At 69.5% G+C, this 13,996-nt stretch carries 12 protein-coding genes; 6 read left to right on the forward strand and 6 right to left on the reverse strand.

The window, feature by feature from the left end; genetic code table 11:
* Positions 1–90: 90 nt before the first annotated feature.
* From ABZ717_RS14800 to ABZ717_RS14810, 3 genes are all read left to right on the forward strand, one after another.
* Positions 91–294, forward strand: a complete 204-nt coding sequence (locus ABZ717_RS14800) for a cold-shock protein (protein WP_304073583.1) — start codon at positions 91–93, stop codon at positions 292–294.
* Between the two features lie 238 nt (positions 295–532).
* Positions 533–2,026: a DEAD/DEAH box helicase gene (locus tag ABZ717_RS14805; protein WP_358509814.1), complete on the forward strand. Its 1,494-nt coding sequence runs from the start codon at positions 533–535 to the stop codon at positions 2,024–2,026.
* Between the two features lie 177 nt (positions 2,027–2,203).
* The gene (locus ABZ717_RS14810) at positions 2,204–3,424 is read left to right on the forward strand and encodes an MFS transporter (protein WP_358509817.1); all 1,221 of its coding nucleotides are present in this window, start codon (positions 2,204–2,206) and stop codon (positions 3,422–3,424) included.
* A gap of 171 nt (positions 3,425–3,595) precedes the next feature.
* On the opposite strand, the gene ABZ717_RS14815 is transcribed toward ABZ717_RS14810, so the two are convergent.
* Positions 3,596–5,158, reverse strand: a complete 1,563-nt coding sequence (locus ABZ717_RS14815) for a DASS family sodium-coupled anion symporter (protein ID WP_358509820.1) — start codon at positions 5,156–5,158, stop codon at positions 3,596–3,598.
* Positions 5,159–5,412: 254 nt separating this feature from the next.
* On the opposite strand from ABZ717_RS14815, the gene ABZ717_RS14820 reads away from it, so the two are divergent.
* On the forward strand, positions 5,413–6,363 hold the full coding sequence (locus ABZ717_RS14820; RefSeq protein WP_358509823.1) for a TAXI family TRAP transporter solute-binding subunit: 951 nt from the start codon (positions 5,413–5,415) through the stop codon (positions 6,361–6,363).
* Between the two features lie 14 nt (positions 6,364–6,377).
* On the opposite strand, the gene ABZ717_RS14825 is transcribed toward ABZ717_RS14820, so the two are convergent.
* The 4 genes from ABZ717_RS14825 to ABZ717_RS14840 all read right to left on the reverse strand — a co-directional run bounded on the left by ABZ717_RS14825 (position 6,378) and on the right by ABZ717_RS14840 (position 9,910).
* Positions 6,378–7,805 (reverse strand): HAMP domain-containing sensor histidine kinase, encoded by a 1,428-nt coding sequence (locus tag ABZ717_RS14825; protein WP_358509825.1) that lies wholly within the window; start codon positions 7,803–7,805, stop codon positions 6,378–6,380.
* Positions 7,806–7,808: 3 nt separating this feature from the next.
* A complete protein-coding gene (locus ABZ717_RS14830; protein ID WP_358509828.1) occupies positions 7,809–8,477 on the reverse strand; it encodes a response regulator transcription factor in 669 nt (222 codons plus the stop codon).
* A 289-nt stretch (positions 8,478–8,766) separates the two neighbouring features.
* Positions 8,767–9,213 (reverse strand): DoxX family protein, encoded by a 447-nt coding sequence (locus ABZ717_RS14835; RefSeq protein WP_358509831.1) that lies wholly within the window; start codon positions 9,211–9,213, stop codon positions 8,767–8,769.
* Between the two features lie 190 nt (positions 9,214–9,403).
* Entirely contained in the window at positions 9,404–9,910 is a 507-nt protein-coding gene (locus ABZ717_RS14840) for a MarR family transcriptional regulator (RefSeq protein WP_358509834.1), read from the reverse strand.
* Positions 9,911–10,334: 424 nt separating this feature from the next.
* Here ABZ717_RS14840 and ABZ717_RS14845 point away from each other — a divergent pair, with 424 nt between their 5' ends.
* Both ABZ717_RS14845 and ABZ717_RS14850 read left to right on the forward strand, forming a co-directional pair.
* A complete protein-coding gene (locus tag ABZ717_RS14845; protein ID WP_358509837.1) occupies positions 10,335–10,907 on the forward strand; it encodes an NADAR family protein in 573 nt (190 codons plus the stop codon).
* A 246-nt stretch (positions 10,908–11,153) separates the two neighbouring features.
* Positions 11,154–11,396, forward strand: a complete 243-nt coding sequence (locus ABZ717_RS14850) for a hypothetical protein (protein WP_358509840.1) — start codon at positions 11,154–11,156, stop codon at positions 11,394–11,396.
* A 23-nt stretch (positions 11,397–11,419) separates the two neighbouring features.
* Here the strand turns inward: ABZ717_RS14850 and ABZ717_RS14855 are convergent, their stop codons facing one another.
* Positions 11,420–13,873 carry a glycoside hydrolase family 3 C-terminal domain-containing protein gene (locus ABZ717_RS14855; RefSeq protein WP_358509843.1) on the reverse strand — a complete coding sequence of 818 codons (2,454 nt, stop codon included), beginning with the start codon at positions 13,871–13,873 and terminating at the stop codon, positions 11,420–11,422.
* Between the last annotated feature and the right edge of the window lie 123 nt (positions 13,874–13,996).

Genomic DNA, 13,996 nt, shown 5'->3' on the forward strand with positions numbered 1-13,996 from the left:
AAGCTCCATCTTTTTCGGGCGCTCACCGCGGTGACGGGAAAATCGTCAAATCGCGGTTTTCTTCATGCTCCCGAACGAGAGGCACAATCTATGGCCACCGGTACCGTCAAGTGGTTCAACGGCGAAAAGGGCTTCGGCTTCATCGAGCAGGACGGCGGCGGCCCCGACGTCTTCGCCCACTACTCCGCCATCCAGGCCAACGGCTACCGCGAGCTCGCGGAAGGCCAGGCCGTCCAGTTCGACGTCACCCAGGGTGCCAAGGGCCTGCAGGCCGACAACATCACCCTGGTCTGAGAGAGCTGAGGCTCTTTCCATAGCAGGGGCCCGCCCTCAGGGCGCTGGGCCTCTGCCTTTCTTCTTTTCGGACCGGTTTTCTCGCCGTCGCGTCTCGACCGGCACCGGCCATCAACCACGCCCCGGATTCTCCGTGTGGGCAGTGGATCTCGCAGTATTATCCCGGCGCCGCCGGTGCTCAGCGTCGAGGTCGCAGCGACCTCCACGCCCGGCACGGGTCGTCGGTGGAAGGTTTACCTTGAACCACACGTCCCGTACCAACACCCGACGCCCCCGTCCCTCCGGGGAGTACGGCCGCAGGCGCCCTCGTAGCTCCTTCGGTGGCGGCCCCCGTCAGGGCGGCAACCGAGAAGGCGGCCGAGGCCGTTTCGACGGCGGACGCTCCTCCGGTGAGTTCGCCCTCCCCACCACGGTCACTCCCGGGCTCGACCCGGTAGAGGCCTTCCAGGACCTGGACATGCCCGACCCGCTGAAGTCGATGCTGACGCGCCAGGGCCTGACCACTCCGTCGGCGATCCAGGCGGCCACCCTGCCGAACTCGCTGGCGGGCCGCGACGTCTTGGGCCGCAGCCAGACCGGGTCGGGCAAGACGCTGGCCTTCGGGCTGTCCCTGCTCGCCCGTCTCGACGGTCGCAAGGCCGAGTCGCGGCACCCCCTCGCGGTGGTGCTCGCCCCGACCCGTGAGCTCGCCCAGCAGGTCACCGACTCGCTCACCCCGTACGCCCGTTCGGTGCGGGTGCGCATGGCCACCGTGGTGGGCGGCATGCCCATCCACCGCCAGGCGCGCTCCCTGCACCAGGGCGTGGAACTCGTCGTCGCCACCCCGGGTCGTCTGCGCGACCTGATGGAGCGCGGCGACTGCGTCTTGGACCAGGTGGAGGCCACCGTCCTGGACGAGGCCGACCAGATGACCGACATGGGCTTCATGCCGCAGGTCACCGCGATCCTCGAAGAGGCCCCCGCCGGCGGTCAGTGCCTGCTGTTCTCGGCGACCCTGGACCGCAACGTGGACCGTCTGGTCCGCCGCTTCCTCAACGACCCGGTGGTGCACTCGGTCGACCCCTCCGAGGGCACCGTCACCACGATGGAGCACCACCTCCTGCACGTGTCCCCCGCGGACAAGCAGGCCACGGCGACCCGCATCGCCGCCCGTGACGGACGGGTCATCATGTTCCTGGACACCAAGCACGCCGTGGACCGGATGGCCCAGTACCTGCTGGACAACGGCGTCCGGGCCGCGCCCCTGCACGGCGGCCGTTCCCAGCCCCAGCGCACCCGCACCCTCAAGCAGTTCAAGGAGGGCACGGTCACCGCGCTGATCGCCACCAACGTCGCCGCGCGCGGCATCCACGTGGACGACCTCGACCTGGTGGTCAACGTGGACCCGCCCACCGACCACAAGGACTACCTGCACCGTGGCGGCCGTACCGCCCGTGCCGGCGAGTCCGGCAACGTGGTCACCCTGGTGCTGCCGAGCCAGCGTCGCGGCATGGCCCGCATGATGTACCAGGCGCGTGTCGACGCCCAGGTCTCGCAGGTGCACCCCGAGGACCCGGAGCTCGCCCGCATCACCGGTGCCCGTGAGCCCTCCGGTGAGCCGGTGACCCTGCCCCGTGGCCGCGAGGACAACCCTCGTCGTGGCCCGCGCGGTGGGGGCTACGGCGGCGGTGGCTACAACGGTGGGCGCAACCGTCGCCCGCGTCGCCCCTCGGCGAGCCGCGGCCGGGACTGACGTACCGGCCCGCGTACGCGAACACATGAGGACCCCGTCCCGTCCAGGTCACCCGACCCGGACGGGGCGGGGTTCTTCGTCATGGTCCCTTCCCGGTCGGGAGCGTAGGCGCTAGCCTGCCCTGGACGTCGTCATCCGCTCATCGGATGCCTCAACCCGCACCCCCAGCGAGGCTCCATGCACTCCAGCACCACCGCCCGCACCGGAGCCCAGGGCGCGCTGGTCCTCGCAGCCCTCTTCCTCGTCGCCGCCTGTCTGCGCCCGGCCCTGACCTCGGTCGGTTCGGTCCTGGGGCAGATCGGCGACACCACGGGGTTGTCCGGCTCCGCGTTGGGGCTGTTGGGAGCGCTTCCGCTCCTCGGCTTCGCCGTCGTCTCACCCTTGGTCCACGGGCCGGCGTCCCGCTGGGGCGTGGACCGGGTGGTGCTGGTGGCGATGGTGGTGCTGTGCGCGGGGATCGTCCTGCGTTCCCTGCCGCCGCTGCCCGCCCTGTGGATCGGCACCGCGTTGATCGGCGCCTCGGTGGCGGTCGGCAACGTGCTGGTACCCGCCATCATCCGGCGGGACCAACCCTCCCGGATCTCCCTGTTGACCGGGGTCAACACCTCCGTGATGAACGCGTCGGCCGCCCTGGCCGCCGGCCTCGCCGTGCCGTTGTCGCTGCTGTTGGGGAGTTGGCGGCCGGCGCTGGGCCTGTGGGCGGGCCTGGTGGCGGTGGCCGTCCTGGTGTGGGCGGTGCGGATGCGCCGGGTACCCGGGCCCGAAGTTGTCGGGGCCGTCGGCGTCACCCACGAAGTACCCGAACGGTCGGTGTGGACCTCCGCCAAGGCCTGGCAGGTCACCGTCTTCATGGGGTTGCAGTCCACCACCTACTTCACCCTCATGAACTGGCTTCCCACCGTGGAGGCCTCTCGGGGCGTCGCTCCCACCACGGCCGGCTGGCACCTGTTCGGCTTCCAACTGGCGGGCATCGTGGCGGGCCTGGCCATCACCACGCTGATGGGACGTCGGGCCGAGCAGCGTCCGGCCTGCCTGGTGGTGAGCGTGGCCATGGTGGTGGCCATGGCCGGACTGGTGTGGGCGCCCGGGTGGGGGCTGCTGTGGGTCCTGCTGGCGGGGGCGAGCACGGGTGGCGCCATCGTGGTGGCGCTGGCGCTCATCGCGCTCCGCGGTGGCACGCACGGAAGGACCATCCGCCTGTCCGGGATGGCGCAGTCCATGGGCTACCTGTTGGCCGCCGGCGGCCCTGTGGCCGCGGGCACGCTCGGACAGGCCATGGGTGTGTGGGAACCGGTGCTGTTGCTGGTGGGCGCCCTCGCGCTGGCGCAGGTGGGCGTTTCCCTGTTGGCCGGTCGACCCGAACGAAGCCCCCGAGCACGGGAACGCTCCGACCGCTGAGGGCATGGAGGGCCCAGGGCATGGAGAAGGGCGCCCCCGCCGGTCCCCGTCAGACGGTGACGGATCCGGTAGGGGCGCCCCTGGGAGTGCCGGGCGGTGTCCGGGAGAGGAGGAAACACCGCCCAGGGAAGGACCGCCCGCTCTCTGCTTCGAGCGATCCGTGGTCGACGGCTACAGCGAGATGCCCAGTGCCCAGGTCATCAGGCCGTACATGGTGCCGAGGATGAGGAACAGGGCCACGAGGTTGAGCCAGACGCCGCCCTTGATCATCTCGCCGATCTTGACGTAGCCCGAACCGAAGGCGATCGCGTTCGGCGGGGTCGCCACCGGGAGCATGAAGGCCATGGTGGCGGCGAGCGCGACCGGGACCACCAGGGCGAGGACGTCGATGTCCATGCCCATGGCCACGCCACCCATGATCGGCAGGAACGTCGCCGCCGTCGCGGTGTTGCTGGTGAGCTCGGTGAGGAACAGGACCAACGCGCTGACGGCCAGGATCAGCACCCAGGTGGGCACCCCGGACAGGAAGGAGACCTGGGCGCCGACCCAGGCGCTCAATCCGGAGTCGGTGAACTGGGCGGAGATGGCCAGCCCGCCACCGAAGAGGAGCAGCACGCCCCAGGGAAGCTTGACCGCCGTCTCCCAGTCCATCAGGGGGGTCTTACGGTCCACGGGCAGGAGGAAGAGCAGGACCGCTACGGTCATCGCGACACCCGCGTCCGTGACGTTGCCCAGCCAAGGAGCCACGGCGGCGACCGGACCCAGGTCGGCGATCATCGGGATGAAGATCCAGGACAGGGCGGCGAAGGCGAACACCGCCAGCACGAGCTTCTCACCACGTGACATGGCGCCCATCTTGGTGAGTTCCTCGCGGATCATCTCCTGGGCGCCCTCGACCTTCTTCACCCCCGGCTTGAAGAGGCGGGTCAGGACGAACCAGGCGATCAGCATGAAGACCGCGGCCAGCGGCACACCGGCCATCATCCACTGACCGAAGCCGATCTGGATGTCGTGGTTGTCGGCGAGGTAGCCGACCATCAGGACGTTGGGCGGGGTACCGATCAGAGTGGCGACCGAGCCGATGGACGAGGAGTAGGCGATGCCCAGCATGAGGGCGGTCGCGAAGTTCGCGTCCGTACGTCCGCCACGGAACTGGGCGATCAGCGCGACGACGGAGAGGCCGACCGGCAGCATCATCACGGCGGTGGCGGTGTTGGACACCCACATGGTGATGAAACCGGTGGCGATCATGAAGCCGCCGACCAGGCCGACCGTGTTGGAACCGACCTTGGAGACGATCGTCAGGGCGATGCGCTTGTGCAGGTTCCACTTCTGCATCGCCAGGGCCAGCATGAAGCCGCCCATGAACAGGAAGATCGTGTCGGAGCCGTACGCGGAGGCCACGTCCCCGACCTCCGCGCCCTCCACCATCAGCGGGAAGAGCACCAAGGGCAGCAGGGAGGTCACCGGGATCGGCAGGGCCTCGGTGGCCCACCAGATGGCGATCCAGACGGTGACTGCGGCGACGACCGAACCGTTGACGGACATGACCTCTTCGGTCTCGCCGTCACCCAGCGGCAGTGGCATCTCCGGCATCACGAGGAAGACCAGGAGACCGAGCAGGGGACCGAGAACGAGTCCGATGACACGACCGCGGGTCATCCCCTGCGAGGATTTCTCCTCGGGTTTGACCGGCGTTGTGTCGGGGGTATCGACGCCCTTCTGGGTCGCCATGGGTTCCTCCTCCATTGAGCGCCGGATGTGTACGGCACCCTTCTTCGGAGGGCTGCTCGCGGGTTGCCGCGAGATTGCCTCCGGGTTACGTCTTGACTCAATAGATAGTCAGTTCACAAAGGGGTGTGTGCAACGCAACTCACTGTTTCTTTGGATTCCTCTGACATTGGGCGACGTTGGGTATAAACCGTGGGACACGGAGTGAGGTGGGGTGACCCCCTGACCCCACACTCGACCCCGTCTAAGCTGCGGGTATGCGATCGTCCGGACCGACCAGACGGGCCGCCCTGTTGGGCGGTCTCGGTGCCCTCTCCATCGCGGCCGTGAGCGGCTGCGCGAGCGACCCCGCACCGGAACTCGGTCGGATCGTCGTCGCGACCGGCCCCCCTGGAGCCGTCTACCGCGAGATCGGCGCCGCCCTCGCGCGACTGTTGGACGAACACCTGCCCGACCAAGAGCTCGTCACCGTCGAGACGGGCGCCTCCCACGACAACCTGCGCATGTTGGCCGAGGACGAGGCCCACCTCGGCCTCGCCAACCTCGACTCGGTGCTCGCCACCGACATCACCACGGAAGGATCCGCGATCAGCGCGGTGGGCAGGCTCTTCGACAGCTTCGTCCACCTGGCCGTGCGCGAGGACTCCCCCGTGCGGTCGCTCTCCGACATCGAGGGGATGCGGGTCTCCCTGGGCACCGTCAACTCCGGCACCGAGTTCACCGCCGCGCAGATCCTGGAGGTCACCGGGGTGCGGCCCGAGGAGGTACGACTCGACCAGGCCGAATCCGCCGCGGCCCTCGACGCCGGGGACATCGACGCGATGTTCTCCCTGACGGGACTCCCCACCCCCGCGATCGCCGACCTCGCCGAGGAACGAGCCCTGCGGCTGGTCGATCTGGCCGACACCGCCGACGCGATGGTCGGCGTGTACCCGGAGTCGTACTTTTCCGCGACCATCCCCGCCACCACCTACAGCGGCATCCCCGCCTGCCCCACCATGTCCATCCCCAACCTGCTGCTGTGCCGCCGGGACCTGCCGGACGAACTCGTTCGACGGATCACCGAAACCGTGTACACCGGCGCCGCACGCCTGGCCGAACAGCGCCCGGAAGCCGCACAGATCAACGTGCGCACCGGGATCTCCACCGGCATCGTGCCCCTGCACCCCGGGGCCGAGCAGTGGTACCGGGAGAACAAGCCCGCGTAGTACCGGGCCCCACCTCAGGGCCGGGGAGGCTCATCGTCATCGGATTCCTTCGGGGGGTCGGCCGGTGGCAGGACGATGACCACCCCGAGCCCATGGCGCCCGTCCTCGGCCAGTCCGTCACCCAGGACGAGCCGTCCACCGGACTCCCGAACCAGGTCGGCGACGATCGCCAGCCCCAACCCCGTCCCCTCGATGTTCTGGTGGCTGGGAGAGCGCCAGAACCGGCCGAGGGCGGCCTCACGCTCCTCCTCCGGCAACCCCGTGCCGTTGTCGAACACCCCGATCCGTACCTCCTCGCCGTCGTCGGCACGGATCTCGATCCGGTCGCCGCCGGAGAGCCGCATGGCGTTGCTGAACAGCTCGTCGAGGATGCTGCCCAGGCCGCCCGCAGGAGCCTGCGCCCACACCTGTTCGGGCAGGTCGGTGACGACCTCGATCCCGCGCGACTCCCCCAGGGCGCGCCACCTGGGGACCCGGGTCTCGACCAGGGCCGTCAACTCCACCGCCTCGCTGCCGGTGACGCTCTCCAACCGGGTGGCGGCCAGCAGCGAATTGAGCATCCGATGCATCATCGTGGTCTCCTCGATCGCCACGGCGTGCGCCTCCACCGCGTCCTCCCCCTTGAGGTAGGGCGCCAGGTTCTCCACCGACAACCGCAGACTCGCCAGAGGGTTGCGCAGCTGGTGGGAGGCCTCCGAGACGAACGCGCGCTGCCGCTCCAGGGCCCGGCGCACCACGTCGACCATGGTGTTGAAGGATTCGGTGAGCCTGCGCAGCTCGGATGGGCCGCGTTCGGCGTCCACGTGCACGTCCAGGTCGCCCGCGGTCACCGCGGTGGTGGCCTCGTCCAGCCGATGGACGGGTTGCAGCACCCACCAGGACAGCGGCAACGAGGCCGCCACCAACAGGGCCAGCGGAACCAGGCTGAGCAGGGTCATCCACCCCCACGCGGTGAGGATGTCGGCGCCCAGTCCATCGGTGGAGGAGACCAGCACCACGGCACCGGCGACCTCGCTGTCACGACCGATCGGTTCGGCCACCACCAGCGGATCGGAACTCCACGGCCATACCGTGGTCGGTGGCTCCGGACGTTCTCCGGCCAGGGCCGCGGTGATCCCCGCCCCCATGTCCACGTCCGCGACCAGGGCTCGCATCCGCTCACGGTCTCCGGACCCGGTCACGACCTCCCCGTCGGGGGCGACCACGACCGTCGGGATCCCGTAGAGCTGCTCGTATCGGGACATCTCCTGGGCCAGGGCGTTGTCCCGGTCGGTCTCCAGCGCGGTGCGCGCGAGCGCCGCGAAACGACCGGCGTCCCCCAGCCGGTCGACGTACACCTCCTGGGTCTGCTGTTGGGCGATCACCGCACCCAGAGGCGCGACAACGGCTCCGACCAGTACGAACGCCACCGGCAACAGGATCGTCAGCAGACGCCTGAGCATGGGTCAGTCCCCGTCGAGCACGTAGCCGACCCCGCGCACCGTACGGATGTGCACGGCGTCCCCCACCTTGTTGCGCAACGAGGCGATGTGGGTGTCCAGGGTTCGTGAGGAGGCCTCCCAGGCGGCGCCCCACACCTGGTCCAGGATCTGGTCCCGGGCCACCACGTTCGGCGCACGGGCGACCAGCAGGCGTAGGAGATCGAACTCCTTACGCGTCAGTTGCAGGGGTTCGCCGCCGAGTTCGGCCTCCCTGGAGTCGACATCGATGACCAGGTCACCGACCCGCAGCGGCGGGTTCTCGGGCTCGGGTTCGGCCCGCGCCGACCGGGTGCGTCGTAGTACCGCGTCGATGCGCGCGAGGAGTTCGGCCACCCCGAAGGGTTTGACCACGTAGTCGTCGGCCCCGGCTCGCAGGCCCCGCACCCGGTCACGTTCCTCGCTGCGCGCGGTCACCGCGATGATCGCGGTCTGGGGGCGCCGACGCAGGCGGCGCAGGAGGTCGATCCCGTCGGCGTCGGGAAGTCCGAGGTCGAGCAGGACGACGTCCGCGGCCGGCGCCGTGAGCGCCCGCTCCGCGGTGGCCACCCGTTGGACGTCGAAGGAGGCGGAGCGCAGCGCGGTCACCAGCCCGCGTGCCACCCGGTCATCGTCCTCGACCACGAGAATACGCATGGCTAGCCATAGTAGGCAGTGTTCACGGCGGGCGGCCCCACTCCACGCCCTCACCCCCACCGAGGGATGTACGGAGCGGCCTCCCGCACCCTCCGCCCGACACCGGGAACCTCGTATCCCGGCCCCCGAAACCACTCCGCGGTCTGCTCCAAAGAAGCATCGACTCTCCACCCACCGATCAGCGGGGTACCGCACGAGGCTAGAAGAGAAAGCCCTTCGGGAGAATGGATCCGAGGAAACAACAACGGCCGCCCAGCATCGTTGGTGGGCGGCCGTGTCGAAAGGAGGATCAGGCGGCGTGCACCGCGGACCTGTCCTCCGAGCGGACACGGCGGCGACCCCACGGCATCACGCTGTCGACGGCGAAGCGGCCACCGGCGAAGCCCAGGGCCAGCGCGGCGGCGGCCATGACGAGAGGCAATTCGAAGCCGCCGACCAGCGGGTCTCCGACGTGGGCGAAGAAGTAGGCGCCGCCCATCATGAGGGCGAGCAGCACCCCGGCGACGGGCAGGGCGAACCCGACGATGAGCGCCACCCCGGCGCCGACCTCGATGCCCACGCCCAGCAGGGCGGCGAACTGCGGGAAGGGGATGCCCATCGCCTCGAAACCGCCGGCGGTGCCCTGGAGGTCGGTGGCCTTGGGCAGCCCGTGGGCGATGAAGACGACACCGACGACGACGCGAGCGATCAGGGCGGTCAGGTCGCTGATCATGGTTTTGGGTGTCTGTTCGGTCATGGTGCGTTCCTGTTCTGTGAGCGGGTGTCCCGGTGGTCGAGGTCGGCGTCCGGTTCCAACACTTGAGACCACAACCTTTTGCCGGGAAACAACAGGATAATGCGTATCCGCTCGCGTACATAGCGTGCCGAGCGGAGAAGTTACGATCCCCACACGACCGCCCTGCTCAGGATGGATAACAGAATCCGGCTCAGTTCCGGACTCCAGGCCCCTTCGGGTCCGGGTACCGCGGCTCCTCGTCGTGGGGGTCCAGCGAACCCAACATCGCCTCGGAGATCTCGCGCAGCTGTCCGACCTGCTCCCGGGTGAGCGTGTCGAACACCAGGCGTCGCACCTCTTGGACGTGCCCGGCGGCCGCCTCGCGCAGCGTCTCCATCCCCTTGTCGGTGAGTTCGACGAGGGTCGTGCGCCGGTCCCCCGGACGCTTGAAGCGGCGGATCATCTCCTCCGCCTCCAGGCGCGCCGCCGCATGCGACAACCTGCTGGGCGAGGAGCGCAGCAGGCGGGCCAGACGCGTCATCGTCAGTTCCCGCTTCGGGGCCTCGGAGAGCATCGCCAGGATCTGGTAGTAGGCGTGCGGCATCCCGGAATCATGCCTGAGCTGACGATCCAGGGCCCCGTCCAGCAGGTGCACGGCCATGAGGAAGGTGCGCCAGGTCCGCTGCTCGTCATCATCGAGCCACCGTGTCTCGGTCATCGGACCCGAACCCTCCGAACCACTCGAACACTCGATCACGTCGCCGGCCGCCGACCGAGCCCACTGGTCTGGTCCGAACCGAGGCGATCCCCATCGTCCCGGCACATGGGGGGACGCTCCTCTCGACCTCGGATCCGCGGCCGCTCACACCCCGCCGACCTATGGTTTCGGGGGCTTTCCGCAACGCTACTACGCCGTAACGTACGCCGGCCCGAGCACGCGCGAACCCGTCCCGCTCGTACGGGAACCCGTGACCGGTACAGGTGCCTCGGCCCGCCGACGGCCGCGCACTCCCGGGTTTGGGCACAAGCCCGCCGAGTGGCCGATTCGTCCCCGATCGGATGGGCGTCTTCCCAGCGCACAAAGCCATCAAACACACGAAAAGGTCTACCGACCTCGGCCCGGTTCTGCGAGACTCCCCAACATGACGGGCACACACAACCCTGCCGACGCGAGGACCGTGGAGGATCTGCTCCGCATCGACGGACGGATCAAGTACGTGCACTTCTGGGGCCATGAGCCATCACCGGATGGGCTCACGGCCACCTGCCTCTCCCAATGGTGGCCGGCCGACTTCACCGTCGACGGCGTCACCTATCGCACCGCCGAGCACTTCATGATGGCCGAGAAGGCGCGACTCTTCGGTGACACCGAGGCCGCCGAACGGATCGTCGCCGCCGAACACCCCAAGCAGGCCAAGGAGATCGGACGCGAGGTCGGGGACTTCGACGAGGAGACCTGGGAGCGCGAACGCTTCGGGATCGTCGTCCGAGGCAACCTCGCCAAGTTCGGTCAGAACGAGGATCTGCTGGAGTATCTCCTGGGCACGAAGGAACGGGTCCTGGTCGAGGCCAGCCCCCGCGACCGCGTGTGGGGGATCGGGATGGGACGGGAGAACGAGAACGCCGAACGTCCCAAGTACTGGCGCGGGCGCAACCTGCTGGGCTTCGCGCTGATGGAGACCCGTGCCCGACTGACCGCCGAACAAGCCGCCTGACCCATCGCCATTCGCCCACGCGGGGCCCGGAGGGACCACCTCCGGGCCCGTTTCGTCCCTTAGGCCCCATCCCGATCGGCTGTTCTCCCCGATTTCACCCCGGGTCCGGCCGATCACCCTCCTCGGCCCTGCCCACCGGCGTAGAGTCCGCACACGCGAACATCACGGTGCCCCGGCACCACGGCGTGTCGACCGTCCCCGGGCCACCGTCCTCGCCTCGTCCAGGACCACACCCAGGGGATTCCCATGGCCTATTACCGAATCCAACTCAACGACGGCACCAGTCACACCCTCCAAGCGGTGCGCATGCGAACCGACGCCGGCAGCTTCTACTTGGAGGAGCGCGAGGCGGGCGACTGGCGCGAGGTCTTCAGCAACCCCATCACCGAGGTCGAGCACGTCCAGCGCCGGTTCACCGAGAACGACGGCACCTGGACCTGGCTCCAGGAACGGCTGCCCGCCCCCGTGGGCGGCGTGCGCGCCTGGTGATCCCACGGCGGCCCGGTACCGAATCAGCGCACCTTGAAGGCGAGACGGTGCGCGATGGCGCGGCTGGAGGAGCCCACCGCCAGGTGATAGACGCCCTCCGGGGTGCGCCGTGCGTGCTCGACGGGGTCCCAGATCGCGAGGGCGCGCGGTGGGACGTCGAGGTCGACCGTGACGGTCCGGCCCGGCGCGACGCGCACCGAGGCGAAGGCCGCCAGGGAACGTAGGGGGCGCGGGATTCCGGCCTCGGTGGGCGGTTCCAGGTAGACCTGCACGACGTGGTGTCCGGGACGCCGACCCGTGTTGGTGAGGGTGACGGTGACCGTGGGCGCATCGGTGACCAGGCCGTCGTTACCCGGGGTGGTCCCCGGCGTGGACAGTGCCGCGTCGTCGATCCGCCAGGTGGTGTAGCCCAGACCGAACCCGAACGGGCGGTGCGGTTCGATCCCGTCCCGGTCGTAGGCGCGGTGACCGACGAAGACCCCCTCGGCGTAGTCGTGGATCCCGTCGACGGGACGGGTGTCCAGGATGGGCACGTCGTCGTGGTCGCGCGGCAGGGTCCAGGGCAGCCGGCCGGTGGGTTCGGCACGGCCGGTGAGGGTGTCGGCGAGGGCGTGGCCGTACTCCTGGCCCCCGAACCAGGACCACAGGACGGCGGGCACCTGGTCGAGCCAGGGCAGGAGGACGGGCGCGCCGGCGTTGACCACCACCACGGTGTTCGGGTTGGCGGCGTAGACCCGTCGGACGAGTTCGTCCTGGCCGCCCGGCAGGTCGAGGGTGGGGCGGTCGTAGCCCTCGGACTCGACCTCGTCGTTGGTGCCGACCACGACGATGGCGACGTCGGCCGTTTCCGCGACGCGGACGGCCTCCTGAATCTCCTCCTCCACGGTGGGGCCGGGCGACGCGTGGCGAACCTGGACGATGACACCACGGCCGAACCCGCCGAAGTCCCCGACCTCCATGTCGACGTCGATCGACACGGTGCGGGGCTCGGACCCTTCGGGGACCTCGATCTCCACCCTGGGCCCATCGGGGTGGGCGTGCCGCGATTGGAGGATGTCGTCGACGGAGGCGCGTCGGTCGCTCTCGGAGACGGTCTCGTCGTCGACGCGGATGGTGTGCGCGCCCACGGCCGCGACCTCGATCCGGTGGGTCCCGGGCTCGGCGAGGGTGAGGGTGGCGAGGAACCCGGCCCGTTCCGCGCTCTCCTGAACGTGGATGTGGAATGCGCCGCCCGGCACCTCGGGGGCGTCGATGGCCTCGCCGTGTCCGTCGTAGAGGGTGAGGTCGGCCTCGGTCAGGTGTTCGGTGGCGACGATCGGAAGGAGACGTCGGGGATCGCCGCCGCGGACGAGAGTGACCTCGACGTGTTCGGGCAGCACCTCCCGTAGCCCTTCCGCCGGGTCGACCAGGTACCCGGTGTTGACGTGGGCGCTACCGCCGCCCTGGGTGTGGGCGTCCACGGCGTTGGGCCCGATGAGGGCCACCGTCCGCACGGAGTCCGGCAGGGGAAGGACGTCGCCCTCGTTACGGAGCAGGACGTGGCCGCGTGAGCCGACCTCCCGCAGGATGACGCGTTCGTCCTCGCCCGCCACGGCCGAGGTGGTGTCCCGATCGAGTCTGCCGACCCGTTCGGCCAGGCGGAGCAGTCGGACCACCTTGTCGTCGACGACGGACTCCTCGACCTCACCGGCACGGACCGCGTCCACCAGCGCTCGGCCCCAGGGGCCGTCGGGGCCCGGCATGACGATGTCGAGTCCGGCGTCGGCGGAGCGGGCGCCGCTCCGAGTGGCGGCCCAGTCGCTGAACACGACGCCGTCGAATCCGAGCTCGTCCTTGAGGAGGTCGGTGAGCAACCGGCGGTGCTCGGTCATGGTGGACGATTCGACCTCGTCGTCGACGCCGTTGTAGGCGGCCATGACGGTCCAGGCGCCGGCGGTGATCGCGGCTTCGAAGGGTGGAAGGTAGACCTCGCGAAGGGTCCGCTCGTCGATGCGGGAAACGTAACCGGTGCGTTCTTGTTCGGTCTCGTTGCCGATGAAGTGCTTGGGACAGGTGCCCACGCCCTGCCCCTGGACGGCGCGGACGAAGGCCGCGCCGAGTTCGGCGGTCAGGTGGGGGTCTTCGGAGAGACATTCGAAGTGGCGTCCACCTGCCGGGGATCGTTGCAGGTTGAGCACCGGGGCCAGGATCACGTCGACGTCCTTGCGGCGGGCCTCGGCGGCGAAGAAGCGGCCCACGCGTTCCATGAGTTCGGTGTCCCAGGCCGCGGCGACCGCCGTGGGACCGGGCAGGCTCGCGGAGTGCTCGTCCTGGGTCACCTCGGTCCCGCGTACCCCGGCGGGACCGTCGGAGACGGTGATCGGGAGCAGGCCGATCTCGGCGGCGGCGTGCAGGACCCAGCCGGTCCGGCCGGTGAGCAGGCGCGCCTTGTCCTCCAGGGACAGGCGGCCCACGCGCTGGTGAAGGTCTGCGGTCATGAGCCCCTAGCCCCCTGATCCACGTCTCGTAAAGCGAGACATTACTTACTTAATGTTCATTCAGCAAGAGGGGCGGGGAACATCGATAGCGTGGACGGGATCGGGCCCCCGAACCCCCCGGCC

The sequence above is a fragment of the Nocardiopsis sp. NPDC006832 genome, from assembly GCF_040635885.1.
Classification (GTDB): Bacteria; Actinomycetota; Actinomycetes; order Streptosporangiales; family Streptosporangiaceae; genus Nocardiopsis.